The sequence below is a fragment of the Kocuria rhizosphaericola genome, from assembly GCF_044462205.1.
Lineage (GTDB): Bacteria > Actinomycetota > Actinomycetes > Actinomycetales > Micrococcaceae > Kocuria > Kocuria rhizosphaericola.
Genome location: NZ_JBISWK010000159.1, coordinates 16,063 through 42,603, shown reverse-complemented (window position 1 = coordinate 42,603; position 26,541 = coordinate 16,063). Strand labels below are relative to the sequence as shown.

The window sequence follows — 26,541 nt, the reverse complement described above, 5'->3', positions numbered from 1 at the left end:
GGCCCGGTGCGGGTCGTGCGGGAGCGGTTCCGCGGTCAGGCGTTGGGCGCGTCCTGGGACTGCTTCGCGACCTCGGCGCGGACCTCTTCCATGTCGAGGCCCTTGACGGCGTCGATGACCTGGTCGAGGGCGGAGGCGGGCAGGGCGCCCGGCTGCGAGAACACGAGGATGCCCTCACGGAACGCCATGAGCGTGGGGATCGACGAGATCTGGGCCGATGCGGCGAGCATCTGCTGCTCCTCCGTGTCGACCTTCCCGAAGACGATGTCCTCGTGCTTCTCCGAGGCGGCCTCGTAGGTCGGTGCGAACTGCTTGCAGGGTCCGCACCACTCGGCCCACCAGTCGAGCAGGACGATGTCGTTCTCGGCGATGGTCGTGCCCAGGGTGTCCTGGGTGATGTCAACAGTAGCCATGCCCTCCAGCGTAGAGGCCGGGCCGCCCGAGGGCACAGGATTTCACTGCTGGCTCAAGACCGAGCGGTGCGCCCGAACTAGACTGGGCGTCCGGGCCGGCCCTCCGGCCCGGGCTTCCGTCCCCGGAGGCAGCCCCCGTGCACGCCGAGGTGCGCCATGAACTTCGAGATCGGCATCTTCTCCCTGGGCGAGGTGGTCCCGGACCCGGTCACGGGCACCCGGCCCGACAGCCGTCAGCGGCTGCGGGACATCATCGAGCTGGCCGAGGCCGCGGAGCGCGCCGGGCTCACCGTGATGGGCGTCGGGGAGAACCACGGCACGGACGTGGTGGCGGCCTCCCCCGTGGTGCTGCTGTCCGCGATCGCCGGCCGCACCCACCTCCTGCGGCTCACCACGGCCGTCTCCGTGCTCACGGCCGGGGACCCCGTGCGGCTCTACGAGCAGATCGCCATGCTGGACAACATCTCCGGCGGCCGCGCGGAGATGATCGTGGGCCGCGGTTCCTCCCAGGGCGTGCTGCGCGCCCTGGACCTGGCGCAGGACGACCAGGACGCCCTGTTCGAGGAGAAGCTGCTCCAGCTGCTCCGGGTGCGCGAGACGAACCCCGTGACCCTGACCGGCCCGCTCCCGCAGCACGGCATGGACATCGACCTCGAGCCCCGTCCCCTGCAGCCGTGCCTGCCGATCTGGCTGGGCAGCTCCGGCACGCCGGCCTCCGTGGCCCGCGCCGGGGCCCTCGGGCTGCCCCTCGCCCTGCTGCGCACGCACGGTCCGTTCACCGCGGTCGTGCCCCTCGTCGCGGCCTACCGGCGGGCCCTCGAGGCGTCCGGCCGGGACGCCGGGACGCCGGTGAGCCTCAACGTGCCGGGCTTCGTGGCGCGCACCCCGGCACAGGCGCGGGAGCTCAGCCGCCCCTGCTTCGCCGCGGGGGCGCGCAGCCACGGGCCGGTCCACCCGGAGGATCCCCGCTGGTCGCGGAAGGAGTACGACCGGGAGTGCGCCCCGGGCGGAACCCTCGTGGTCGGGGACGTGGAGGAGGTCGTCGCCAAGATCGTGGCGCAGCAGCGCGCGATCGGCCACGAGCGACTCCTGGTGCGGATGGACGCGGGCGGCCTCCCGCACCACCGGGCACTGGAGTCGATCACGCTGCTCGGCACCGAGGTGGTGCCCCGGGTGCGCGCGGTCCTGGGCTGAGCCCCCGGGGGCGGACCTCAGTCCTGCGCGGGGGACGCCGTGAGCACGACGTTCTTGCCCCACAGGTCCTCGGTGTAGCAGCTGACGACGACCAGCCGGTCCGGCACGATCTGCCAGATGTCGCTGTCCTTCAGGGTGTTCTTGTCGTGGGTGACCACGGAATCCACCACGTACTCCAGCGTCCCCGTGGCGGTCTCCACCTCGATCTCGCTGCCCACCAGTCCGGGGTCGCTGAGCCGGTTGAACGGGGCGTCCCGGTCCTCCCAGCTGTGACCGGTGATGTAGGTGGTGTTCTCCGACCCCTCACCCGGCACGCCGTACGGGGTGAGCCAGTAGCCGTCCAGGGTGTCCGGCGGGACCAGCAGCTCCGTGGCCAGCTCCTGCTCGCTGGGCGTCAGCGGCAGGACGGTCACGTCGAACTGGGCGTCCTCGACGGCCAGCCGCACGGGCGCCGCCGCAGCCGGCCGGTCGGAGGAGGCCGCGGCGGCCGACGGCGCGGCCTCGGGCGCCGCGGTGGTGGGTGCCGCCGAGGTCGCCTCCACCGGAGCGGTCGACGTCGCGGCCGGGGCGCCGGCGTCGGAGCCCACGGCGCCCCACGGGTCCGTCAGCAGCACCGTGGACAGGACCGCCACGGCGCCGAGACCGCCGAGGGCGGCCCAGCGCGTACCCGCACCGCGGCGCGGCGCGGTCTTCTGCTCGGGTGCGTCCATGCTGCGGTCCTCACGGGGTCGGGTCGGGAAATGGCTGCGCCCTGGTGCCGCGCGAGCACGGCACCAGGGCGGTCAGCGGTGGTGGATCAGGCGCGCGCGCGGCGCATCCGGAAGGCCACGGCCCCGGACACGGCCGCACCGGCGGCCAGCAGGCCGGCCAGCACACCCATGCTGAGCCCGCCCTCCTCGGCGGTCTGCATGTTGATGCCCTGGTTCACGCCGGCACCGGAGTCGGTGCCCGTACCGGCCCAGTCGTCCGAGTCGGTCCAGTCGCCGGAGCCGGTCCCGTCCGTGCCGGTCCCGGTGCCCAGGACCTCGCAGTTGTTCTGGAACAGTGCCACGAGATCGGCACCGTCCTCCATGAAGACCTCGCCCTCCGCGCGGGCCTCCGTGGCGGCGGCCTGGAAGTTGGCGGCTGCGGCCCGGGCGGCCACGTAGGCCTCGTCCACGGCGGGATCATCGGTCGACGCGGCGTAGGACTCCTGCAGGCGCAGGATCTCGGTCCAGGCGCCACGGGCGCGGTCCATGGTGTCGTCGTTCACGATGGCGTCCTCGAGCACGGCCTGCTGGGTCTGCAGCTGGCTCAGGACCGCCTGGTCCGTGACGAGCGAGTTGAAGTGCGCTCCCGTGTCGTAGAGGTGGTCGGCGGCGGTGACCAGGTTGCTCACCGTGGTGCTGGCGGCGGGGGCCACACAGGTGTCGGCGTGGGCCGCGGGGGCGCCCAGGAACAGGCCTCCGGCCAGGACGGCAGCCGACGAACCCGCGGCCACCCACTTCTTCACAGCAGTCATATCGGTCTGTCTCCTCAAATCATTCAGAACCCCGGGCCTGCCCCTGGGGTACCAGCGCGCGGCACAGTCCTTCCCGGCCTCCTCGGCGCCGGACACCGGCGGGAGCGCTGCAGGGTCGGTCGTGCTGCTGGTCATCCGGTGTGGGGGTCCCGACGTGCCGGCTCGGGGTGTGGTGGCACGTGGCCGGATGATGCTGTCGCCTCAAGCTACAAGGGTATTCATGTTCTTAGCAATTGTTAAGGCCGGAACGGCGCGGCGCACTCCTCGGCGCGTCCCCGGATCGGGGGATCCGGCGCAGGATTCGGCGCCGGCGCGGGAGCCTCCCGGCAGGAGTGGAGCACCGGCTCCGGGGCGCTCCCGGCTGCCGGGGCGGCCGCGTGCGTCCCCGGGGCGAGGGACCGCCCCGTCGGTCGTGGCCGGCAACGGCGAAGGCCCCGGTCCTGGGACCGGGGCCTTCGTGGTGTCGCTCGTGGCAGATGAGGGATTCGAACCCCCGTAGGCTGTGCCAGCTGATTTACAGTTCGTTAACGCCCATGTCAGGCTCTGTTCGCAAATGCAATTTTATGATGTTTCGCCTAGCCAGAGCAGGATTGGGGGTTGTCACCTGTTAGCTGGTGATGGCCCATGCTGGCAGGTCCCCTAACAGTTCTCTAACACTGGCCACCTCGACCTCTAGCGACGTCTCCCCCAATAGAGGCGGGCCACTGTGATGGTGACCGCCTCCGACATACCCGGAGGCCTATCGTGTTCCGTGGCGTCGACGCTCAGTCGCCGATTCGGGTCATGTTGCACCCATCGATGGTGAACCCGGCCGCGGTAGCCGGGATGTATAGCTCGAACTGCGGAGCGACGCTGATGAAGTTGTTGTCGATGGTCTCCCCGGTGGCGTCGGTCATCTCCCAGTAACAGTTCTCCACCTGCGGTCCCACCGTCTGGTAGAGCCCCGGCTGCAGGTCCTTGCCCACCAGGTATTTCTGCCCGTCGGAGGCGTAACCGCCGTTCTCCCTATTCTCCATGTCCCGATCCGCCTGCTGGCGCTGGGCGTCTGCCTTCGCCTCCGCGGCCGGCAGTTTCTGCGACAGTTGCTTCCACTGCCCAACCTGCGGATGGGACGGGCACAGATTGGCGGCGGTGAGCCGGTCATAAATCATGTGCTTCTGAGCCGGCGCGTCGGCGAGCTGGTGGTCGTTCTCTGCGCAGAGACTGGCCACATCGGCCACTCGGCTAGGGCCGATGGAGTCCTCGTTCTCTCCGGAAATGATTGGCTCGAAGGCGGCTCGGGCTTCTGCGGTGAGGTCCTCTGCGTCAGTCGCGTCCGAATCGCTCCAAAGGAATTCCGGCTCCCATTCCCAGTCGGTGATGCACAGCTCTCCGGCGGACACCTTCTTCCACGACTCACCAAAGGTCTCCGGGTGAGATTCGGCGTAGTTGGCGTTGAAGAGCATGGGGTCTCCATCGAACGGGGCGCAGTTGTTGACAACCGCAGTATCGGCTCCGATCAATGGTGCGTTGGGGTCCTTCTCGGGAGTGGCCTTCACCGTGGGCGACGGTTCTGCCGTGGGCTCAGCGGGAGTGGAAGCCGCCTCATCGGAGAAGCAGATGTCAATGACTTCTGTACCGCTCTGGGAGAAGTCACTGAAATCCACGTCCAGCCGGTCGGCGCCGCTCTCGGCCTGGTCGACCACCTCGCGGGGCGCAGCAATGACATCCTCAAGATGGCCGCGCAGCTCCGGACTCGCCGCAGCGACAATAGGCTCCAGGTCCGATTCCAACTGCCGCCCCTGGTCGAGCATTTCTTGGTCGAACACCGCGGTATTGACAATGTCATGGGCGTAGTCGGCCACGTCCTCCACCAGACCAGCACCCTCTCCATTGCCATTGTCCAGGAGCTGCTGGCAGGTCTCTTCGGTCGAGACCGACCCACTCGCCTCAATATCGGAACTCTCATCACGGCCTTCAAAGTCGGCTGCGGTGGGTCCACAGCCTGTGGCGAGCAGAGCCACGAGAGCAACGACGGGCAAGGCTAAAGGTTTCATGGGCGTCTACCTGGGGGCGCGGGGCGGAGCGATCCGCCGAAAGAGGGGGAATTACAAGTGTAAATGAGAACGATGACCTCACATGTACGCAAGGCACCCTTGGGCGTCATCGTCAGCCGCACCATGCGGATTGCAGCCCTTCGGCTTCCAGCAGGAAACTTCACCGATCCGCATAACGCGGGACTGAAGTAACGCACCGACTCCCAGCAGGTACTTCGCACGTGGAAATCGTCCATGGCCAGCACTATGCCCGCATAGTTAGGGACAAAATGCCGTCGTCTCAGGACGCCGTTACGTGGCCGCGCTCCAGCACGTGGATCACGCCTATTCGATCGTTTATCCGCTCGGCGACCGTCCGCAGGGAAAGTTCCGGCGGCAGCATCTCGAAAAACTTCAGTTGCCGGACCGCCTTTTCGTCAGTCTCGGGAACAGCTTCGGCGAGCTCCGTGCCGAACTTCTCCTGAGCCAGTCGTAGCGCCGAGAACACCGAGCCACCGGTCGCATCGTTGCGCAGGGCGATCTGGAAGTTGTCGAAGGCGGTGTTGGTCTCGAACAGGTCGGGGGCCACGTCGGAGAGCGCCGCGGCCAGCACGGCGTTCGCCCTCGCCCCTGCCCAGGTCCACCAACGCACGCGGCTGTCGTCCTGACCGGTGACCACGGACCCGGAACCGTCCACCCGGTGGGCGTACTCCTCCCGGAGGTCAGTAACCCTGTCTCGGGCACGTCGGGTCAGCCGGACTCCGGTTGGCTCGGCACCCAGCAGGACCCGCCGCACGGCGTCCGAGAGGGCGTAGGAGATGGGCTGGGGCATGCTCATCCAGCGGACGGCGCCACCGCTCTCAGAGGGCTCGACGAAGGCCTTGCGCCGCTTCCAGTCGATGTACGTCACCCGCCAGGGCCGACCGCCCAGGGTGATCAGCCTGGGCCCTGCGACCTTGCGCTGCAGCAGCATCGGATCGACGGCACCGACCTCTTGCCGCCCGTGCAGGACGATGATCTGCGGATCAGCGGTGAACACCGCCATGAGGTCGCGGTAGTGGATTTTCCCGTAGCGGCGTTCGGCCTCGGGGCCGACGAAGAGCATGCCGCCGTCCTCGTCGAGGTGTCCTTGCTGCAGGAGCCAGTCCTGGATCTCGTTCCACTCCTCGGGCGAGGCCAGATCGAGAGCACCGAACCACTCGGGCCAGACGTTGCGTCCGACGTGGCGCTCCTGCAGGACGAGCCCGAGGAGTTGCTGGGCCGCGACATGGCGGGGCGAAGGCGGAGGCAGGACCGGTTCGACGTAGCCCTCGGACCAGAGCAGCAGCAGCCCGCAGGCGCGCAGAAACTCGGCGTCGTTGGTGCCCAGGAAGAGCATGTTCCGTGACGTCCCGGCGCGCCGACCCGTGCGGCCGAGCCGCTGCAGCAGCGAGGCCACCGTGCCCGGGGCCCCGACCTGGATGACCCGGTCGAGGTCGCCCACATCGATGCCCAGTTCCAGCGTCGAGGTGGCGACGATGACGCAGTCCCGCCCCTCGGCGAAGGCTCCCTCGGCCCAGAGGCGGGCGTCGGCCGACAGCGACGAGTGGGAGACATGGGTCTCGACCTCTCGGTGGTGCAGGCCCAGCGCCAGGTCCTCCACGACCCGCCGGGAGTCTGCGAACACGAGCCGCTTCTCCCCGCGGTGCAGGAGTGAGATGACCGTCGCGGCGTTGTCGGCGCTCCCGACGAAGTCGAGCTCCATGTCCGGCACCACGGTGGAAGCGGCCTCCGGGGCCACGACCGTGGCCGGTCGATCGGCGGCCCCGCCTTGGAGCCAGTGGAGCAGGTCCGGGGCGTTGCCCACGGTCGCGGAGAGCCCAATGCGCTGCAGCGGATGCCCCGCCAGGTGGCTGATGCGTTCCAGCACGCCCAGCAGGTGCCAGCCGCGGTCGTCTCCGGCGAAGGCGTGGACCTCGTCGACGACGACGGCGCGCACGTCGGCGAACAGCCGTCGCGGGTCGCTGCTCGCGGACACCAGCATGGACTCCAGCGATTCCGGCGTGGTCAGCAGGACGTCGGGACGGTGCAGCATCTGGCGGCGCCGGGCCGAGGCACCGACGTCGCCGTGCCGCACGGCGGCGGTGCGACCCAGCCAGGCGGTGTAGCCGGCGATCCGCGGCTCCAGGTTGTTGAGCAGCGCGCGCAACGGGCAGACGTAAAGCACCGAGGTCCCCTGCCACTGCTCCTCGGACATCCGGGACAACAGCGGGAAGACGGCGGCCTCGGTCTTGCCGCCGGCCGTTGGCGCGAGCAGCAGGGCGTCGTCGCCGCGCATCAACGGTGCGACCGCCTCCGACTGCAGCGGCCGCAGCGCCGGCCAGCCCAGGCTGTTGACGATGTGGTGCTGGACCGCCGGGCTGAGCAGGTCGAATCCGCCGCCGGCCATCAGAGGTCGAGGCTGATGTCGTCGGCCGTCCGCGCGCCGGCGTTGCGCTCGACGTCCGTCATGTCGTCGCGGGACAGCGTCAGGGAGTAGTGCTTCCGGGGGTCGAAGTCCTCGAACTGGTCGACCCGGTCCAGCACGTCCCCCACGAGCTTCTTGAGGAACAGGCGCGGAGCGATGCCGACCCGTCCCCCGAGCCCGCCCGCGACGGCGGCGGCAAGATCCGCGAGATAGGCGTCGTCAACGATTGCGTGGAGGCGGTCGACGTCAGACGAACCTGAAGCGTAGAGGTCCCGCACCCGCCCACCGACCTCGACCAGCGAGCCCTGGGTGAAGCCGGGCAGCCGGATTTGAACGGCCCGGGGATTGTCGAAGCGCGCGTCGGTGGTGAAGTCCGTGGCCAGCCGCTGCGCCAGCGGAGGCAGGCGGGGCACGCCCGAGGGTCCCTCGAAGAACGCCGGTGTGCCGGTGAGCACGAGGTACAGACCCGGGAAGCGACCGGCGTCGATCTCGTCCATGAGCTGGCGCAGCGCGTTGAGGGCCTTGTCCCGGACGTCAGCGCGCATGCGCTGTAGGGTCTCGACCTCGTCGAGCACCACGAGCAGACCCGGATGCCCCGCATCCCGCAGGACCAGGAGCAACCCCTGGAGGAAGGCCATGGCCCCGAAGTGGTCGAGGTCGCCTTTGATCCCGGCGGCTCGCTTCGCCGCGGCCGCCACGTGCGGTTGTCCCCCGAGCCAAGCGGCCAGCCCGTCCGCGATGGCGGCGTCCCCGGAGGCCGTGGCGGCCCGGTAGCCACGGAGCGCCTGGGCAAAGGCGGGGGTCTTGGCACTGACGGCGGCCAGCCGCTCGTCGAGCAGCTTCGTGACGGCCCCATCCAACGCTTCGACATTGGACGGGTCCAAGGATGGATCCGCGGAGAGCGCGTCGTCCTCGAGAGTGAACAGCCATGAGTCCAGCACGGCGCGGAAGGCGGACGGCGGAACGGAGGCGGTGCGCAGCGACTCGGTGATGCGGCGGTAGACGGTCTCCAGCTTGTGCAGTGGCGTCTCGGTCTCGGAGATCTGCACCTCGGCGGCCGCGAACCCGCGGCGCAAGGCCGCCTCGGAGAGATGACGGGCGAAAAAGGTCTTGCCCGTCCCGTACTCACCACGCACGGCCTTCACCACCGAGCCACCGCCCGCCACGGTGTCGAGCTCCTCATCGAGCGCACCGCGGAACCGGTCCAGGCCCACCGCAAGCTGGTCGAGCCCGTTGGCCGGGACCGTTCCCCGGCGCAGGGCGTCGACGACCTCCTGGCGACGACGGGGAGACACAGTGCTCATGCGGGAATTCCAAACTGCTGGGCGAGAAGCGGGGCGTCCAGCACGAGCATGCCACCGTCCATGCGCACCACCGAGTAGCCCTCGACGTTGAGCAGCTTCTGGAGCTGCCCCACGGCGAACTGCACCCGCTGCTCGGGGATGCGCAGAAGGGAGGCCACGGCCGAGGCCGGGACCCGCTGCCCGCCTGCACCGAGCAGCGCGTCGATGAGGCCGGCCACGGCGTCGTCGGCGAGGGTCACCCGTCCGGCGATCTGCCGTTGTGCGGCGTAGCGCTCGGTCGCCACGACGGTGGGGCCCACGGCTTGGGCTGCCGGCGGCGTCTCGAACAGCTCGAAGGCGCCCTGTCCCGGAGCGTCCACCGCCGGTTCGGGAACGACCGAGGGGGCACCGGCCCGGGCGAGATCCCACCAGACCGGCACCTGGGTCGGGGCCGGCTTCCACCCGGCGAGGCGGACCTCATCACCGGTCACCGTGGCCGTCGGGATGAGCACGACCACGGGCACGACCACCTCGGCCGGGGAGCCGCCGCCGTGGTAGCCAGCCTTGAGGGTCGAGTACCGCAGGCCCTCGTCGACGGCCAGCACCGCCGACCCGCCGTGGGACAGCACCCGGGGACCGCTCACGAGCACCTCGCCCTCCCCCGCCGGGTTCTCCGCCGCGCGGGAGCGAGCGCTGGAGACGTCCGTCGCCGCCTGCTTTTCTCCGGTCCGTCGTTCGACGACGTGCCCGTGGTCGGCCGTGATGATCACGGCGCGCCCGGCCGCCTGAGCCGCGGCCAGGACGGGTCGGAGATGCTTGACGAGCTCCTCGTTCCAGACCGTGCCCCCGGGGTCGCTGCGGTCGAGGGCGTCGTCGATGGTGTTGAGCACGCACCCCACGAGCGGATGCCGCTGCACATCGGCGATGGCGTCCGCGACGTCCTGCGAGAGCTCGAAACCCGCCCGCCGGGTGTCCAACCCGGCCTTATGGAAGAGCGTCCCGTTCCCGCGACCGGCGGCCCGAGCGATCTCCGTGAACCCGACGCGCTCGTCCGATTGTCCGCCGGTCGCCAGGCGCCCACAGAAGAAGGAGGTGCGACTGTGCTCGGTGAGGCTGGGCAGGACCGCGAGCGCAGAGGCCCGGCGCGTGCTGCCGGCGGGGACGAGCTCGGTCCACTGCGCGCCGCGCTGGGTGACGCTGCTGAGCACCTGGGTGGCAGCCCCCGTGCTCATGCCGTCGAGCAGGAGAACCAGGGTGGGCCGCTCGCGGGCAATCGGGACGACCACCTCGCGGGCGAGCTCCTCGATGCGCCACACCGCGCCGTCGCCCTGGTCCGACCCGCACAAGGACCGACCGACATCGGTTCCTTCATCGGCCACGGCGCAGGCGAAGTCACGGTCGTGGAGCCGGCGCTGCTCGAGGGCCCGCCGGACCATCGCTTCGAGGCCGGAAGCGAGTTCGGTCGACTCCACGCCGCGGGCGGCGATGTTGACGGCGGCGTCCACCCAGGCGTCGTCGGCGGTCTGCCGCCGTGTGAGGGAGACCAGCGTGCCTGGCGCCTCGGACTCTGCGAGGTGGGCCAGCCACCGGGTGATCCGGACGCCCGCCTGGGCCGGTGCCCTGCGCGGGTCGGCGTGCTCGCCAATGCCCTGGGCCAGGGGGTGCTTCTGCACCTCGGACCAGACGTTCTCCACGTCCTCGGCCCCACCGGCGAGCGCGCGGCCGAGGCGGTCGTAGGCCGCGTCCAGGCCCGAGGGGAGCAGACCGGACCGACGGGCCACGGTGGGAGCGGAGACCTCCGTGAGCACACGATCGGTGCGGTCGAGAAGGCGTTCGCAGGTTTCCTGCGTGGCCGTCCGGGCGAGGAGCTCCTGGACGGTTATCTCGCACAGCGTGCCGAGCGCTTCGGCCTCCTCGGGGCGCAGACCCAGTCCGCTCCAGACCCGTTCGGTGAGCCGGACCTCGGCGACCTTGGCTTCCTCGCGCAGCTCTCGCGCGGCGCGGCGGAGCTGGTGCAGCGCCAGGCCGGCCGGGAGGATCTCCGGGAGCCGTCCGCGCCCGAGCAGGTGCAGGATTGGGCGGCGGGCGGGCCCCGCCTGGTCCGCAAGCCAGCCGAGGACCGCATCCGTCAGCGCGTCCTGGGCCTGTGCTCGCAGGGTGGAGACTGCGGCGACTGCCTCGGGGCGGGCAGTCCACTCCAGGATGCCGGGGGCGTCGGCGCCCAGGGGCAGGCCGAGGTACTTCACGGCGACCGAGGCGTAGGCATGCTCCCGGGTGAGGACCCCGCCGGGGGCCGTCGGCCAGCCGTCCTCGGGGGTCAAGGCGACCAGCTGGGTGGGCAGCTCAGCCTGGCGTCCCTCAGCCAGCAGCGCCCGCTGGAGGGTACGGGCGCCGAAGACCTGCATCGCCGCCTCCCAGGGGTCCGGGGTCAGGAGACGGTGGTCGACCAGGCGGGCGAGCGTTCCGGAGCCGAGGTCGTCCTCGGGCCGGTCGGTGAGGACGACGAGCCAGCCGGTCCCGTCCCAGCGGTGCAGGGCGTCCCACACCGCCAAGGTGGAGTAGCACGCCTCAACCGTAATCCGATGACCGGCCGGGGAGGAGCGGGCCACCGTCACGTTCGACGTGGGATCCGCCCGGATCCCGAGAACTCCGCCGTTGCGGTGGCGTCCGGTGGCCTCCACCTTGGCGACGACGGCGGCCACCGCCGCTCCGGTCACTCGCGGCGCCGTCAGCAGGTCAGCTGCCATCGACGAACCTCCAGCGCAGCTCAATCCGGCGGCCCTCGGCGTTGCGTTCCTCGAGCTCGTCCTGCAGCTGCTGCAGCGAGCCGTTGCCCCACGTGATGGTCCGCGTGTGCCAGGAGACGTCCGGAAGGGGGCCCGTCGGCGGTTCGGGCGGATCAGCGAGGACAGGACCCCATGGCTGCATGGCCCAGTCCCAGGCCGCTTTCTTCGCCGCGGTGAGCGCCCCGATCAAGGACCGCTCGTACTCGTGCGCGGTCAGGGCCGTGCCCAGCGTGTCAAGAATCCGCGCCGCGGCCCGGCCGCGGTCGGTGGTCTCCCCGCGGGCTCGGAGCAGCGCCTCGAGCGGCTCCCACTCGACCGCCCGCAGCGCCTGGACCACCGCGCCGGCCTTGTCGAGGGACACCGACGCCATGGCGTCGCTGCCGGGCAGGTCCGCGGTCGCGAGGTGGCGGACCAGCGGAACTCCGGACAGGTCCCGGAGGGTCCGGGTCAGCGTGGCGGTCGCTCGGGCCATCTCCAGCCGGGCGCTCTGGCGCCGGTCGAGCCTGTCGTAGGCGCTCTCTAGGGCCCCCACGAGGTCCTGGGCCGGTGCGGCGAACGCGGCGGCCTTCTCCGTGACCTGCTGACCGAACCGGTTGACCGCCGAGGCGGTGAGGTACGGCTGGTCGCCGGTACCGAACAACCGCGCGGCCCGCTTCCGGGCGAGGTCCCACTCCCCCGCCTCCGGCATCTCCTGCGGGCGCAGCTCCCAGGTGCCCTGGATCTTCCCAGGGCTTGCCTGTTCCTTCATGGCCACGTTGTAGGCGTACCAGGCCCGCTGGCGCAGAGCGGCCCAGGCGATGACGACCGTGTCCGCGACCTCGTCGCGCAGTCCGCGGGCCGGTTCAATTGCGTCGAGGATGCCGCGCAGCTGCTGCACGGTCACGGGGTCGTCCTCTTGAAGACCCTGTTCCACCATGCCGCGGACGATGAGGCGGGGCCAGTCACCGAAACGGTCCTCGCCGAAGAGGAAGTGGGTCTCCGTAGCTTGGCCGACCTTGAGGGCGTTGGCGACGCGGCGCACCGCGGCGATGTCTCCTTCGAGCGGCACGCGGTGCTCGGGGTGGGCCACCGCCCGCTCGACGTGGCGGAGGACCTGCTGGAGCTGCGGGACCCGCACTTCCTGGTCCGCCGGCTCGAACTCCGGGTGCCCCGGGTAGCTCGCATCGAAGGCCTCGGACACGAGCCGTGCGAAGGCATCCTTCATCGGCCGGTTCGTGGCCAGCTCCGGGGTGAAGCCCCGGTCGAGGGACCACAGCACCTGGCTCGCCGAGCCCTCCTGCAGCGTCCCGGTCTGCGCGGTAGCCACGCCGTAGGCCTGGGCGACCGCCTTGCGGAGGGTGTCGAGCAGGGTCCGGTGCTGGCCGTTGAGGATCTCCTTGGCCACGCTGCGGTCGGTCTCACTCAGGTGTTGGGAGTACTGGTTCCAGCGGTCCCCACTGCCGGTGAGCAGCCAGTCCAGGACGACGAGGCGGCGCAGTTCCTTCATCTTCTCCGCGGAGAGGAAGCGGGGCAGCCACAGCACGGACTGGCTGGCGACATTGCGGGCCAGGAGGCTGTCAATGCGTTCGACGTCCTCGCGGAAGGAGTGGCCCTCCTCGTCGAAGGGATGGTCGATGACGAACCGCCACGCCCCGGCGGAGGCGCGCAGACGGTCCTCTGGCAGGTCCCCGGCGTCGCGCACGTTGCCGAAGACGATCTCGATCTCCCGGCGCGAGCCCCGCCACACGATCGTGTGCCGGTGAGCGCCGGTCATGTCGGTGTCCCCGCCGAGGTTCAGCTCGAGGTTCTCGAGCACGAGCCGCCGCAGCATGTTGCGCTGCCGGCCAGCGTTGTCCTCGACCCGGGCCTTCTCGACGATCGACTCGTAGTCGACGTCGGAGAGCTGGACCCGCACCACCGGGTCCTGGGGGTCGTCGTCCACGTGGATCTCGGGCACGCCGCTGGCCCAGGTGCGCACCTTGGCGCCCACCACACGGGCCTCGCCGCCGGGAAGCGGCGAGACGATCGAGCCGTGGTTGAGCGAGGCCAGGCGAGTCGTCGTGAGCCGGCTGAGCGCGGGCACCTTCGTGGCGACCGCGGACAGCAGCAGCGTCTTGGCGAGCCGCTCGTCCGCCCGGTAGGCCGCGGGCAGGGTTTCGGGGTTCTCCAGGTCCTGCGGGGAGAGGTTGTTGGCCTCGAGCAGGACGGGGCGCAGCTTCTCCTCGTAGAGCTGGCTCGCCGAGCGGAAGAGGGCCGCGGCCTGGGGATCGAGCACGGCACTGCTCTTGCCGGTGACGATGTGGTCGAAGGCGTCCCCGACGGGGATCACCTCGTCGATGGTCATGGTGTCCTGGCGCTCCACGAGCATCTGCTGCATGACCTTCAACGCTGTGCGGTCGCGCTGCATCACCCCGGACAGGGACCGCAGCGTCGAGACCAGCGCCGGGGAGAACGGGTAGGTCATCCGGAAGGACTTCTCATCAGCCCCGCGGTGCTGCTCGTCGGTGTTCACCCCGTCGAGCAGTACGGTCCAGACGTCGGGGGCCCGGTCGAGGTGCTCGAAAGCCGTCTCGACCGCCGTGCGGGCGGACTCGTCCTTGGGCTGGAGGAGTCGCTTGCTGGCGACGAAGGGCAGGTTGTCATCGCCCAGGGTGATGGTCGCGAAGCGCCCCTCCTGGTGGCGGAAAGCCTGGTCCAGCGCGGCCTGCTGGCTGCCGCTGGCCCCGGAGTCGGCGAACCACTGGCTGAGGTCCATCTGCCGGGCGATGAAGGAAACCAGCGGCACCGGCAGCTGACCGTAGGCACCTTCGACGAGCTTGGTGATTTTCTGCGACTCCCGCCGGAAGAAGTCCGGTGTGTGCATGGCGAAGGCCAGCCACAGCACGAGCTCGTCAAGAAACAGCACCACGGCGTCGTAGCCGAGATCCTGGGCGTGCTCGGACATCGCCCGGAGTCCCTCGTCCAGGTCCACATAGGTGCCCTGGCGCGCATAAGACCGGAAGTAGGTCTCGGACAGTGCACTCACCAGCTGCTGACGCTCGGCGCTGCTCGGGCCGGCGGCTCGAGCAGCGTCGTACCGTGCGCGATTCCACGCGTCACCGTCGAACACCATTCCCCACTCGTCATCGGCCGGTTCTTCCCCGCCCAGACCAGCGAAGAACTCGGCCTCATTCATGCGCTGCCGCATGCTCTCGGCGTCACGGAGTAGGTCGTCGGCTCGGTAGAACGCCGGCAGTGACGCCTCGGGGTGCAGGGCGCGGATCTGCTCGACGTACCCGCCGAACAATGCCGCCTCCATGGAATTGGCGTTGAGGAAATGGAAGGCCAGCGGCAGGATTTTCCGCTCGCGCAGCGCATCGTCGTGGCGGACGACAACGTCCTGCAGCTCCTCGATGGCCCGCGCCTCCGGACGGTGCCGCAACAGGGCGTGGAGCACGGCCATGAAGTGCGACTTGCCGGACCCGAAGGAACCGGCCAGGAACGCGCCGCGGTTCTTCCGCTCCCGGATCGCGCTGGAGACCAAGTCCAGGGCCTGGTCGAAGGCATCGGCCAGCGCCGGGGTCACGACATAGTCCTGAATGGCCCGCACAGCACCGTCGTCGTCGACCGTGCTGGTCAGCCGCAGGACGTAGTCCTCGGCGCCTGCGCGGCGGGGGATGTCGAAGACGTCCTTGAGGAGGGGGGAGGTCACGCGGTCGTCCTTCCGTCCGGGTCCGTCGAGAGCAGTGAGTGCGGAGCGAAGATCACGAAGCCTTCTTCCGCCGGCCGCGGGTCGCCTTCGGCGGTCGCCACGCGACGAGGTCGTCGAACGAGACACCGAGCCGCGCTCGCCGCTGCTCGACCTCCTGGGCCGCGAAGTTGCCGAGACTCACCCCGTAGGCGGGGTCGAGGTCCGCGTGCCACTGCTGCACCCACGGCATGAGTTCGTGCAGACCGGCGAGCACCGGGACGAGCCGGTCATCCCCGGCGCCGTCAGCAGTCATCCGGTCCATGTGCGAGGCCAGGGCCAGGAACTGCTCGGCGTGGTTCCAGCCGGCCCAGCCCAGCAGCATCGACCGGTCGGTCGACAGCTCCGCCTCGGAGTACACGATGAAACGCTCCTTGGGCACGTCCAGCTTCCCTCGGTGGGACCAGTAGGACTGCTTGCGGAAGTCCGCGGTCGTGTACTTCGGCGGCACCGGGATCGGACCGATGTCCTCGCCCTCGTCCTCGCGCCGCTGGAGATCCCACGTGGTCTTCCACGCCTCCCACTTGCGCAGGGCCGGCTCCTTGAGCCGCCATGCCGCGAGGTACGGGACGGCCTCATCGGCGAGCAGCTTGCTCAGTGAGGCCACGAGGTCGACATCGCGCTGACCTGCCCAGAGTTCGAGGACAGACACGAAGTCCTCGTCGCGGCCCAGCGCATCAGCGAGCTGACCGATGCTGCGCACTGCCGGACGCCCCTTCCGGTCGAACCAGTGGTCCCGCGTCTCGATTCGGTCGAGGAGCCAGCCTCGCAGTGCACGTTCCTGCCGCTTCGCCCAGGGCTCCTCGGCCCAGCGCCGTTTGTACTCCGGACGCTCCAGGAGATTGATCTTGCGGTCGGACTCAATGACGTCAATCCGCCGCTGCACGAGCTCTCGATAGTCCTGCGGCCAGTCCTGCGGGATCTCGGTGATCGGCGTGCTGCCGTGGCGGGTGAACCACGCGCTGTCCAGCTCACCGGCCGCGACCTTCCGGGCCATGACGATCTCAAAGGCCCGTTGTCCCGGGACGATCTCGGGCAACCGGCCGGTGTCGAACGTCAGCGCCTGGTCCTGCAGGCCGTATGCAGCGTAGTTCTCCCAGTCAAGCTCCTCCTGCAGAGCGACCATGCGGCAACGCAGACTGGCATCCCGCGCCTCGCAGTCAGCAGTCCTGAAAGCGGTCGGCGCAGTCGCTCCATCGTGCAGGTGAGTGGTGATGTTTTTGCGCTGTTGAGCCAAAGAATCGAGCGCAGCGCCCAGTTTTGCATCCAGCTGGCGAGGAAGAGGGAAGCTTTGAAGCGTCGTCCCCGTGAACTCATATCGGGGCTCCCAAGCTTCATCGCCGATCCCACCCCCGATACCGCCATTGCCTTTGTTGTGACTGTTTTGCTTGAGCCAGAAGCAGGCCACCGAAGAGTTGAGGACACCAAGCAACTTCAGGTGATCTTCCTCCGTTGCCCCCTCACGCAATTTAATCACTGGCGCGGAACGGTTGAATACCTTCCCGCCTCGATCGAGCACGAAGTGGTTGTGTGTCGCGACAAAGGCAAAAGTGATCGAGAGTGGCGTCTGATATCGCTTCTTGACCCATCTATACCAACCCCACCAAGGCACCCCGGCCTCAGCCTGGGTTTCTCCTCCAAAACCGGTAACATTTCCTAAACTGGTTCGTAGAGGCCATTGCCGCTGATACCAAATGGAACCATGTGCCAGATTAACCAATCTATGTTCTTGATCGTATGGAACGAATGCCCAAAGGCCTTCTCGTTCAGCCCAATCCCGAACTATTTCTCCAGTAACTACCGGCCGAATGAAATTGAAGGCGTCCGCGAATCGTATAAAATGCTTTCCTGCCCCAAAGAAGGCATCGTCCTCGCCAGTGAAGCTCGCAAAACCGATCTTCCCTTCAAGTTTAGAAACCAACCGATCCGTGGCTACCTCTTGAATTCTCTGCACAACACGAGGCGCCGCACCGCCCTGCAAATTCCAGGGGTGATTGCCGAGCGCACCGCGCTCAAGATCGACGACAGAAATCCATTCGTCTTCGTAGTTTGGCTCGCTGACATGAGTTGAGATGGATGACCACACCAGCCCTTGGGAGGCATCGGCCGGACGCCCGGGCTCCCCTCGAATACCGAGCACCGCACGGACGGTTCCAGATTCTGGCCTGCCGTTTCGGCCCACCAAAATGACGGTCGGGGTTCCGTGCCCCGGAATGTAGGCGCCAGAAGTGTCGATCACCGACCGGAGGTCGAGCTGAGCGAGAAAATCCTCGATGATTTTCGAACCGAACTCCCGTTTCATGAAGGAGTTCGAGGTAATCTGGCCCGTCCACCCTGCAGGCTGGTCTGAACTCCCGCGCTTCGCGAGCTCGAAGAATCGCTCCATGAAGGGCACAGTCATGGCGTACTTGCCCGCGCACGTCTCGTACAGCTCTCGATACCGCTCGTTCAGAGTCCTGTCCTTGACCGTGATGTACGGCGGATTGCCGACCACCACGTCGTACTGGTCCGTTGCCAAGATCTTCTTGAGGGCCTGCTGGTCCTCGGTCGCGTATGCGAAGAGGTCCGCACCGGTGCCATCTGAGAAGCCTTCAAACATGTCCGGAGCCTTGCCATGAATGAGGGAGTCTCCGGTCTCCACGTGGATATCGAAGGAATCCGCGGTGTCCAGGGACCGCTCGCCAGATGCCTGGAGTGCGGCGATCGTCAGGCGGAACCGCGCCACGGCTACCGCGAACGCGTTGATGTCCACTCCATAGACCGACGCCAAGGCTTTCTGGACACGCTCCCGCGCCTCCATGCTTGAAGCCTTCTGCGCCCACAGGTCGTTGAACCGGGCGAACGCACCCAGCAGGAAGTGCCCCGAGCCACACGTGGGGTCGATGAGCTTAAAATCCTCCAGAGGTCGTTCGTCGAGCGCCGGTGTCAGCGTCTGGTCGAGGATGAACTCCTCGACGAACTCTGGCGTCTGGAGCAGAGCAAAACTCTCCCGTGCGTGCTCGGAAAGATCCTGGTACAGGTCGCCCAGGAATCGGGTGGACAGCTCCGGATCGGCCAGGTCGTGAACGAGGGAGCCATCGTCGCCGATCCGCCGCCAGAACTCCAGGATGCGGGTCGCCATCTGTCCGGAGGGGCTGATCAGCCGCAGCCCGGCGTGCTCATCGACCAACCCTGCCGTGGCCGGAATGCTGCGCAGGTGCCCGAAGGACTGCTCAATCCACTCACGGTCGGTGAGCTCGGGGTGCTCACGGAAGAAGGCCTGCTGCGCCTCGACCGCGTGGTGACGCCGCTCCCCCGGCCCTGTGAACCAGGAGGGTGCAATCAGTTCGTTGTCCTCGGCGAACCTGACGAAAACGGTGGTCAACACCCAGGAGACGGCAGCCTGCACGATGCGGTCGTCCCGCCAAGTGGTCCAGGCCATGGCAGTGCGGCGCGCCTGCAAGGCCTGTTCATGCTCCTCGTGCCAGTCCCGGTTGCACTCGGAGTCGGCGTCCAATCGGGCGCGGAGGTCGTCCTCGACCTCCAGGACCAGCTTCTGCAGATCAGTGGTCAGCTGGGGGGTGGCTGTCATGCGTGGGCTCCTCGTGGATCAACAGGCTCGAGCAGCTGGGCCGCCCGGGGGTCGATCCACACCGAATCGACAGGGATGAACTGCTGGGGGGAGGTCTGCACGGACTCGCCGTCGACCATGGCCCCGACGTGGGAGGCGAACTGCGGCACGAGCACCCACACGGCGCGCTCCCGGCGCTCGGTGAGGTCGCTCAGTTGGCGCAGGACGGCACCGTGCCCGTAACGGACCAGCGGAGCGGTCTCGGTGAGGACGACCGGCCCGGGGCGTTCGGCGTCGTTCAGGACCTCCTGCAACCGCTCACGGATGCGGGGGATCGCGCGATCCACGACGATCTGCAGGCCCTTGCGCGGACGGGCCGTCTCCGGCTGGGCATCGGCGGCAGCGAGGGTGGGCCACGCGGGCGCCTTGCCCTCGTCGGCCATCCGGTGCAGTTCGTCGAGGAGCAGGCCGGTGACGTCCAGGATCTGTCCGGCGAACTGCTGCTCCAGGATCTGCTCCAGCTTGGCCATGCGGTCCGGGCGGGTGCCGAGCACGAGGTAGGAGCGGCGGTCGATGCTGTCCTTGAGCCGCTGGGTCAGGGCCCCGGCGCTGAGGTCCTCGGCGTCGTCGGCGATGTAGGTCGGGACCTGAGTGTACAGCCCCGTGGTGTCGCCCCGGACGGTGGGGCTCTGGTATACCTTGCGCGTCTCGTCGTAGACCAGCTCCACGCCAGCCTCCCGCAGCACGGTGTCCAGACCCGGCCGGTTCGGCAACGAGCCGAAGGACGGGAAGCGCGAGCGCACGCGGTCGTGGATCTCCTTCGGGGTGAGCTGCTCACGCACCCCGATGCCCCCGAGTACCAGGGCGACAGCGCGGTGCGGGGCGAGGTCCCGGACGTAGAGCTCGCCGATGCTCGTGGCCGCCGCGGTGGAGGACATCTGCGCGGCGAGTCGCACCGGACGGAGGCCGTCCCACAGCGGCTGGGGATCGTCGTCCTGCTGGTGCTCGCGGAACTGGGCCAGGACACGATCGGCCGACACGAGATCGTCGCCAGCGGCCCCGCGACGGACCAGGGCGTCGGCCTCCGAGCCGAGAGTGTCCGCGAGGTCGAGCAGCCGGGTGTCCCGGGCGATGGCGAAAACGCGCTTGTCCCGACGCCGGACCTCGAGGAGCTCGGCGTCCTGCTCACCGCGAAGCAGCGCCCTGCGCCGGTCGACGACTATGCGCAGGAGCCCGTGGGCGAGTCTGCGGGCCTCAGCGGGCCTCTCGGTTCCGGCCGTGGAGGCCGTGCGAATGGCCTCGGTGAGCTCGTCGGGCGTCGCCACCTGTCCCAGCTCATCGAGCCGGGCGTCAACTACATGCTCAAGAGTGCGCAGGAGACGAAGAGGGTCATCGTGTTCTGCCCATGAGCTGTGCACCTCCTCGAGGAGCTGGCTCACGCGCCCCGGTGTGACGGCCTTGCTCACAGACGCGCCGAGCTCCGCCTGCGTGGCGAAGGCCTCGAGGGATCCGGTGCGGCCGAGGATTAGGTCGACGGCCTCGACACCGCTCGAGGTGCGCCCACCGTCAAGCGCTTCGCGGAGCAGGTCGGTTGAGCGGGTCAGGGTCGGCAGGTCTGCCTCGGGGGCGCCGGGCACCACCTGCTCGCCGAGGCGGCGCCGCCAGGCGTTGGCACGCTTTTTGACCTCCCGACGGGTTGCCTCGGCCACCCCGGAGAGGCGGTTGAGCCGGACGGCGTCGACCGCCAGCAGATCACCGACCGTCTTTACCCGGAACGGCTCGAGGGCCGACAACCCTCTGGCGGACAGACCTGCCTCCGTCAGCAGAGTGCCGATCTCGGCGCGGTCGGCGAAATCGTCGGCGTCCTCGGGAGCCGTGGTTCGCTGGCCGGCGAATGCCCTTTGCCACGCTGCGCGCATTTCCTGGACCGTGTCGAAGCGCTCCGCGGTGTCGCGGGCCAGTGCGCGACAGAAAAAAGCCCCGAGGGGCTGCTCCAGCGAGGGGTCCAGGTCGCCGGGGAGGACCGTGACATCGTCGTCGACCACGGTGGGTGCCGCGTAGGGGTCGTCGCCGTAGTACGGCGTCCTTCCGGTTGCCATCTCGAAAAGCACCACGGCCACGGCGTAGCGCTCCGCCGCGGAATCATACTGGGGACGGTCGAGGCCCAGGAAGGGGTCGAGGTAGGGCGCGGTGCCGATCTCGAGGTTGTCCGGGTCGGCGCGGGACGCGGAGAAGTCGAAGAGCACCAGGTGCTTGGACTTGTTGCTGTCCGGACGCACGCCGAGGTTCGAGGGCTTAATGTCACGGTGGACGATGCCGGCCTTGTCGAGGAGCTCAACCGCCTGGAGGAGGTCGTTGCCGAAGCGCTCGGTCAGGTCGAGGGACAGGCGGCCGCGGCGCTCGCGCAGCAGCTCGGTGAGGGTCTGCGATCCGGCAGACTCCAAAAGGAGGGCCTGGCGGCCGTCGACGTCGATCGGGCCCTCGACCCGTGCCACGAGGCGCGGCGAGCGCGGCAGGTCGGCCATGACCTCGGCCTCGACCTGCAGGCGCGCGGCGGCCTTGTCGTCGAGCGCCAGCTTGAGGACCCGGACCACGGGCTCGTCGCCGGTGCGGTCCTCGACTTGCATGCCGACCGCAGTGGAGCCCTTGCCCAGTCGTCGTTGCACGACGAACCGCCCGCCGGCCAGGGCGGTTCCGGCCGTGGCTTCCAGCGGGTCGTCCACGACGATCTCGGCGACGTCCGGCCGCTCGAGCCGGTCCAGGAAGTCCCGGACGGTCGACGTGCGCTCGCTCGGCCGCGACCGCGTCGCGCCCAGCACGGCATCACGGACATTGGAGCCCAGTTGCGGCACGAATGCGGCAGCGTCGAGACCGCCCTGCTCGCGGAGCTTCTCCGCCAGGTCGAGGGCACTCTCGGCCGGGTGCCGGCCCGTCAGGACGTAGAACGTCAGCGCGCCGAGGGCGAACACGTCGAGACCCATGCGGTCCGTGGACGGGCTGATCCAGCGGCCTTCAGGAGCCCGGTACGCCGCGGACCGCGCGCCGTCGTCGTCCGTTCCTCCGAGCTCGGTGGCCTCCGTGCGCACGAGGCTCGTGACGCCCGCCTCCGCGGCATCGGCCGACGCCGAACCGGCGGTCTGCCAGTCGCTGAGCTTGACCGAGAGGCGGTTCTGCTCGCGTTTGACCCACACGGTCTTCGGCGAGAGGCCCCGGTGGACCACGGCGTTGCGGTGGGCGTAGTCGATGGTCTCGGCGATGTGCCGGACGATCTCCAGCTGGTCCTCGAGGGCCACGCCATTGATCTGGTCCGCCATCCAGAGGTCCAAGCGCTGGTAGGCAGGGTCGTAGTCGTAGACCAAGCCCACGCCCATGTCGGTCTCGAGCAGATCGACGGGACGCATCAGACCGTCGTGGGAGAGCCGGCTCATGAGGCGGAACTCGTGCTCTGCGACCTGGCGTCGGTGACGGACTTCCTCCTTGGAGGCACCCGCGGGCGTGAGGTGGATGCGGATCCGGCCCTGGCGGTCGAGCAGCGCGGAGTGGCTCGTGGCGAGGTCCAGCCAGCCCGGGCCTTCGCCGAGGACCTCACTGGTGTGCAGGATCCACGAACCGACCTGCCGTTCGCGGCGTTCCACGCCGACGCGTTGGATCAGCTGGGCGAGGATCTGCTCCTGATTGCTACCGATCGGCGTGCCGTTGTGCGGGTCCTCGTGGATGAGGCCGGAGATGCCGGGAAGCCCGGAGACGCTCTCGGTCTCGTCGAGTCCCCACAGATCCTGCTTCGAGGCGTCGCTGAGGTCGACACGGACGTGCGGGTGGTGCAGCAAGACCGCGGCTTTGACGAAGGGCACCACCTGGCGCATGTGTGCTCGGGAGTCGATGCCCTTCTGGGCCGCCCACTCGGTGAACTCGTCCTTCAGCCGGGACGCGAAGACGCGGGCCTTCTTCTGCGCCAGCATGAGCGGGGAATCCTCGGAGCGACTGCCGCCGCCGTTGTCACGACGCCACCGGGTGTCGGTGCCGGAGATGGTCCCGCTGTAGTACTTCAGCTCGACGATGTGCAGGGTATTGCGGGTAAGGATCATGGCATCGACCTCGTGCCACCGGCCCTGGGAGTCGCGGAACTCGAAGTTGGTCCAGGCTCGGTACGGGGACTCGTCCGGGAGCAGGCCACGGAGGTAGGTCAAGCCTCGGGCTTCGTGCTCGAACTCCGATGGGCTGACTTCGATCCACCTCTCGTCAGCCAACGTCATCTCTCCAAGTCCTCTGGTGTTGCCCCGGTGCAGTTATGCCCATGGTCCGATGAAAACGCGAGCGCCGTGACGGCGACACGCCAACACACTCTAGCTTTGGTGGACACATGTCATGTGATCATGAAATCGCCCGCCACATACCGGAGAAGGTCGCTGTTTCTGATGTCCTCGAACGCCCCGAGATACCGGAAGTAGACGCCGCTGTGGAGCAGCCCGCCATCCTGTGCAACTCGTGCGGCGGCCCCCCGGCCCGTACAGGCGGGGTTGATGCCCACCGTGGGTATGCCCCATTCGGCACTAGTCCCCTTGCCGGGAGCTGGGTTCACTTCCAGTTCGTCCCAAGGGATCAGGTGAGCGGGGACGTTGGTGATGTCCACGGTCAAGAAGAACGGTCGAGTCTCCCCCGGCGGTGGGCTGTACGCGTTCTGCGGACCATGGTGATGAACGAGGCCGTCACTGGTCTCCCGCCGAACCGAGCTGCCGTCGTGCCCCATCATCTTGGCCCGGGTCTCTACCACCTTGCGGCGGAGATCCAGCGCCCGGATGATCTCTGCGGCACCGACCCCGGGCATGGTCACCACAGCCGAGACCGCGGCGTCGATCTGATCGAGCTGCTCCATCGACAACGCCACCAGCTCCTCAGCGCCGAGCCTGGACCGCCGTTCGAGTCCACGCCGGAGCGCTTTGGCAACACCGGACCGGGTAGTGATCCCCACCGTGGGGTCGCTGGCGATCTGCTCAGTGGTCCGGCCCTGGGCACGTAGCTCCAGGACCCGGGCCTCATTCTGGAGAGCGACTTCGTTCTGCGTGGTCATTTCTGATTCCTCCCCTGGGTGTCCCGGTTCGTGTCCTGCGTGGCACCACCCGGCCGGCCCCGGTATGGCCGGATTGGGTTGCTAGCGGCGAATGCTCCAGGATTCAGCCCTCCCGCGCCGGCGCTGCGGCGTCCCATCATGTGCCTCCCTTCTGCCGGGCGGCGTCGGTCTGTGAGCGGTGGAGCAGTTCCTGCAGCCGGTGATTGCGTCGCTGGAGTTGTTGGGCAGCTTCGATCCAGTCCGGTTTGGTCTTACAGATGCGAGTGAGATCGGGCATGTCCTCGAACTCGTCCAGGCGCTCGCTGTCGTCCGTCATGGGAGTAGCCTCCAATCGCAGCACGGGTGCACATCGTCCGCGAGCGCCGGGTGAAGGGGGTAACGGCACGAGGGACACCAGCGGCCGGTGATGGGGATGAGGTGTCCGTCGTTGTCAGGGACGCGGCGGAGGTCGCGGAGAGGGTTCATGCGGCGTCCCACCCTTCGGCTTTGCACTGGAAGCATTCATTCTCGAGGCCGCCGTGTGGGCAAGTGCCCTGCCCGTTGTCCGGAAAGTCGGTGACATCGGTGACATCCGTGACATGCCTTGTCACAGGGTCTTTGGCCGGCGACGGTGATGTGTTGCGGTCGGTGACATCAGTGACAAGCCGGTTGGGGGCGTCACCGGTGTCACCGGTGTCACCGGTTTTCGGGGGAACGGGCGGCAGGTAGCGCTCCCAGGCATCGATCAGGTCCACCTTCTTGTAACCCTTCCCCCGCCCCGTGGCAGTCCGGACTGTCTGGTTCGTCAACACCTCGAACTTGGTGAGAGTGCGGGCGAGGAATCGGGCGTCGACCGGCTGTCCCTTGATCGAGCCCCACGGCGAGGTGTCGATCCCGATCAACTCGTCCAGGAGGTCTGTGGTGAGCATGGTCTCCCGGTTCCCGAACACGTCGCGCAGGTCGGCCAGCAGTTTCACCCCCAGCGTCTGGGGCTTGGTCTTGGCGATGGCGACCAACTGAGTGGCGGCCTCCCGGACGGTCTGGGGCCAGTGCCCGCCGGCGGCGTCCGCGACGGCTACCAAGGGTTCCCATATGTCCGCGTCCCGGTCCTCGATCCCCGGCGGCAGCTCCGGCCACGCATCCCGCACCTCATCGAAGTGACGGCGTGCAGCACGCTGCAACCTGGCGGCCAGTTCGGCCGCCTCGGGCCCGTAGGTTCGGCGCCGGTACGGTTTCACCACCTGATCCGGCCGGCGCTTCTTCATCGGCACGATGATGGAACGGCTCATCAATGTGTCGGGCAGTTCGTTCAATCCTGCGAGTGCGACGGGGCAGAAGCTGGGCCAGTCCTCCGGGATCTGCTCGTTGCCCCGCATCACCACCCGCCCAGCTGTCGCGCCCTTCCGGTAGCCGGAGTTGAGCAGTCCGCGCAGGTCCTCGTTCCCGTCGGCCTTCTTGTGGGAGAACACGGCGTCGGCCTCGTCCATGAGCAGAGTCGGCAAGCCGTCCGGGTCTGAGATTTTCCGGAAGACGTAGGCCACTGAGGCGTTGACGCTGAGCACCGGGCGAGGCACCAGAGCTTCGGTGATCTCCATCGCCCGGGACTTTCCCGAGCCCGGTTCCGGGGACAGAAACGCCAGCCGCGGGGTGTTTTCGAAGGCGTCCACCAGGTGTGCGTGCCCGATCCAGAGTGCGTGGACCGGAGCAGCCTCAGCTGTCGGGTAGGCGATGAACCTGGTGGCGAACTTCTGCACGTCGTCGAGAACTTCGGCGAGGTAGGCGGTCATGCTGCTCGACCCTCCTGATGGTTCTCGATCTCTTCCAGCTCCTCGGCGGTGTAGATGGGGTAGGGGTCGTGAGTGCGCCCCTTTGCGGCGCGGTCCCCGCGGGCGGTGCCGGTGTACCGCTGGGGACCCGTGGACGCGGCACGGGCGGTCTGGGCGGATTCCTGCGCCAGAATCAAGGCCACGGACAGCTGACGAACGATGAGGTCGATGTCCTCCGGGTGCAGCCGGTAGGGCTGCGGGGTGGCTTGGGACTCGATCCCAAGCCGGTGGCACGCGAGGGCCAGCTGATCGTTGCTGCGGATGAGCCGGATGGCCAAGTCCAGGAACTGGTCGGGGTTGCGCCCCTGGTTCTGGGTACCGGTGGGGGGTATATTGGTGTGCACGTTGTTCACTCTCCGGGAGCCCCCGCCCCATGCGGGGGTTCTCCTTTTTCCACGGGCCTGTCCGCCCCGCCCCCGGATGGGGGCGCCGTTGCTGGTGTTGCTGACTACGCAGCGCGGTCCCGGTGGCCACTGAGGTACCGGTCCAGGTCGACCGTGGACACCCGGAGCTTTTTCCCGAGCCGGAGGACCCGAATCGGAAACTCACCCGTCCGGACGAGCTCGTACGCGGTCGACCGGCCAATACCGAGCACTGTGGCGACGTCGGGCCAAAGAGGAAGTGTGGCGGGGGTGTCGCAGCATTTGTGTTCCATGAGGTCACCTTTCCTGTTTTCTGACCCTGCCGGGGTCACTCCACAAGATTGACCCCTGTGCCGTCTCGTGTCAAGCTGTACTGGAAATCCATCACTGGAGCACAACGACGGAGAGTGGC

At 68.5% G+C, this 26,541-nt stretch carries 16 protein-coding genes; 1 reads left to right on the top strand and 15 read right to left on the bottom strand.

Annotated elements, in window-relative coordinates; genetic code table 11:
• Positions 1 to 35: 35 nt before the first annotated feature.
• Positions 36 to 413 carry a thioredoxin family protein gene (locus ACH9D2_RS16265; RefSeq protein ID WP_396363862.1) on the bottom strand — a complete coding sequence of 126 codons (378 nt, stop codon included), beginning with the start codon at positions 411 to 413 and terminating at the stop codon, positions 36 to 38.
• Positions 414 to 569: 156 nt separating this feature from the next.
• On the opposite strand from ACH9D2_RS16265, the gene ACH9D2_RS16260 reads away from it, so the two are divergent.
• Positions 570 to 1,607, top strand: a complete 1,038-nt coding sequence (locus ACH9D2_RS16260) for an LLM class flavin-dependent oxidoreductase (RefSeq protein WP_396363861.1) — start codon at positions 570 to 572, stop codon at positions 1,605 to 1,607.
• Positions 1,608 to 1,624: 17 nt separating this feature from the next.
• Here ACH9D2_RS16260 and ACH9D2_RS16255 read toward each other — a convergent pair whose 3' ends face one another.
• The 14 genes from ACH9D2_RS16255 to ACH9D2_RS16190 form a co-directional block, all read right to left on the bottom strand.
• Entirely contained in the window at positions 1,625 to 2,317 is a 693-nt protein-coding gene (locus ACH9D2_RS16255; protein WP_396363860.1) for a class F sortase, read from the bottom strand.
• 86 nt (positions 2,318 to 2,403) lie between these two features.
• Positions 2,404 to 3,108, bottom strand: coding sequence for a hypothetical protein (locus ACH9D2_RS16250; RefSeq protein WP_396363859.1), 705 nt, complete (start codon positions 3,106 to 3,108; stop codon positions 2,404 to 2,406).
• A 764-nt stretch (positions 3,109 to 3,872) separates the two neighbouring features.
• Complete coding sequence (locus ACH9D2_RS16245) at positions 3,873 to 5,144, bottom strand: hypothetical protein (RefSeq protein ID WP_396363858.1); 1,272 nt, start codon at positions 5,142 to 5,144, stop codon at positions 3,873 to 3,875.
• A gap of 280 nt (positions 5,145 to 5,424) precedes the next feature.
• Complete coding sequence (locus ACH9D2_RS16240; RefSeq protein ID WP_396363857.1) at positions 5,425 to 7,551, bottom strand: DEAD/DEAH box helicase; 2,127 nt, start codon at positions 7,549 to 7,551, stop codon at positions 5,425 to 5,427.
• Positions 7,551 to 8,873 (bottom strand): BREX system ATP-binding protein BrxD, encoded by a 1,323-nt coding sequence (brxD, locus tag ACH9D2_RS16235; protein ID WP_396363856.1) that lies wholly within the window; start codon positions 8,871 to 8,873, stop codon positions 7,551 to 7,553. Before brxD ends, ACH9D2_RS16240 begins: the two co-directional genes overlap by 1 nt.
• Entirely contained in the window at positions 8,870 to 11,599 is a 2,730-nt protein-coding gene (gene pglZ, locus ACH9D2_RS16230) for a BREX-2 system phosphatase PglZ (protein ID WP_396363855.1), read from the bottom strand. Before pglZ ends, brxD begins: the two co-directional genes overlap by 4 nt.
• Complete coding sequence (locus ACH9D2_RS16225; protein WP_396363854.1) at positions 11,589 to 15,308, bottom strand: DUF6079 family protein; 3,720 nt, start codon at positions 15,306 to 15,308, stop codon at positions 11,589 to 11,591. Before ACH9D2_RS16225 ends, pglZ begins: the two co-directional genes overlap by 11 nt.
• A 52-nt stretch (positions 15,309 to 15,360) precedes the next feature.
• Positions 15,361 to 18,915 carry a BREX-2 system adenine-specific DNA-methyltransferase PglX gene (gene pglX, locus ACH9D2_RS16220; protein ID WP_396363853.1) on the bottom strand — a complete coding sequence of 1,185 codons (3,555 nt, stop codon included), beginning with the start codon at positions 18,913 to 18,915 and terminating at the stop codon, positions 15,361 to 15,363.
• The gene (gene pglW / locus ACH9D2_RS16215) at positions 18,912 to 23,147 is read right to left on the bottom strand and encodes a BREX system serine/threonine kinase PglW (RefSeq protein ID WP_396363852.1); all 4,236 of its coding nucleotides are present in this window, start codon (positions 23,145 to 23,147) and stop codon (positions 18,912 to 18,914) included. Before pglW ends, pglX begins: the two co-directional genes overlap by 4 nt.
• 110 nt (positions 23,148 to 23,257) lie before the next feature.
• Positions 23,258 to 23,962 (bottom strand): hypothetical protein, encoded by a 705-nt coding sequence (locus tag ACH9D2_RS16210; protein WP_396363851.1) that lies wholly within the window; start codon positions 23,960 to 23,962, stop codon positions 23,258 to 23,260.
• Positions 23,963 to 24,098: 136 nt separating this feature from the next.
• Complete coding sequence (locus ACH9D2_RS16205; RefSeq protein ID WP_396363850.1) at positions 24,099 to 24,278, bottom strand: hypothetical protein; 180 nt, start codon at positions 24,276 to 24,278, stop codon at positions 24,099 to 24,101.
• 145 nt (positions 24,279 to 24,423) lie between these two features.
• On the bottom strand, positions 24,424 to 25,728 hold the full coding sequence (locus ACH9D2_RS16200) for a DUF3631 domain-containing protein (protein WP_396363849.1): 1,305 nt from the start codon (positions 25,726 to 25,728) through the stop codon (positions 24,424 to 24,426).
• Positions 25,725 to 26,111, bottom strand: coding sequence for a hypothetical protein (locus ACH9D2_RS16195; protein ID WP_396363848.1), 387 nt, complete (start codon positions 26,109 to 26,111; stop codon positions 25,725 to 25,727). The genes ACH9D2_RS16200 and ACH9D2_RS16195 overlap by 4 nt, the downstream gene beginning before the upstream one ends.
• Positions 26,112 to 26,215: 104 nt before the next feature.
• Complete coding sequence (locus tag ACH9D2_RS16190; RefSeq protein WP_396363847.1) at positions 26,216 to 26,422, bottom strand: helix-turn-helix domain-containing protein; 207 nt, start codon at positions 26,420 to 26,422, stop codon at positions 26,216 to 26,218.
• Positions 26,423 to 26,541 lie beyond the last annotated feature (119 nt).

Coding starts and splice junctions, on each gene's coding strand:
- ACH9D2_RS16190 (WP_396363847.1), bottom strand. CDS start 26,422: ATGGAACACAAATGCTGCGACACCCCCGCCACACTTCCTCTTTGGCCC.
- brxD (WP_396363856.1), bottom strand. CDS start 8,873: ATGAGCACTGTGTCTCCCCGTCGTCGCCAGGAGGTCGTCGACGCCCTG.
- ACH9D2_RS16210 (WP_396363851.1), bottom strand. CDS start 23,962: ATGACCACGCAGAACGAAGTCGCTCTCCAGAATGAGGCCCGGGTCCTG.
- ACH9D2_RS16245 (WP_396363858.1), bottom strand. CDS start 5,144: ATGAAACCTTTAGCCTTGCCCGTCGTTGCTCTCGTGGCTCTGCTCGCC.
- ACH9D2_RS16240 (WP_396363857.1), bottom strand. CDS start 7,551: ATGGCCGGCGGCGGATTCGACCTGCTCAGCCCGGCGGTCCAGCACCAC.
- ACH9D2_RS16260 (WP_396363861.1), top strand. CDS start 570: ATGAACTTCGAGATCGGCATCTTCTCCCTGGGCGAGGTGGTCCCGGAC.
- ACH9D2_RS16205 (WP_396363850.1), bottom strand. CDS start 24,278: ATGACGGACGACAGCGAGCGCCTGGACGAGTTCGAGGACATGCCCGAT.
- ACH9D2_RS16255 (WP_396363860.1), bottom strand. CDS start 2,317: ATGGACGCACCCGAGCAGAAGACCGCGCCGCGCCGCGGTGCGGGTACG.
- pglZ (WP_396363855.1), bottom strand. CDS start 11,599: ATGGCAGCTGACCTGCTGACGGCGCCGCGAGTGACCGGAGCGGCGGTG.
- pglW (WP_396363852.1), bottom strand. CDS start 23,147: ATGACGTTGGCTGACGAGAGGTGGATCGAAGTCAGCCCATCGGAGTTC.
- ACH9D2_RS16250 (WP_396363859.1), bottom strand. CDS start 3,108: ATGACTGCTGTGAAGAAGTGGGTGGCCGCGGGTTCGTCGGCTGCCGTC.
- ACH9D2_RS16265 (WP_396363862.1), bottom strand. CDS start 413: ATGGCTACTGTTGACATCACCCAGGACACCCTGGGCACGACCATCGCC.
- pglX (WP_396363853.1), bottom strand. CDS start 18,915: ATGACAGCCACCCCCCAGCTGACCACTGATCTGCAGAAGCTGGTCCTG.
- ACH9D2_RS16200 (WP_396363849.1), bottom strand. CDS start 25,728: ATGACCGCCTACCTCGCCGAAGTTCTCGACGACGTGCAGAAGTTCGCC.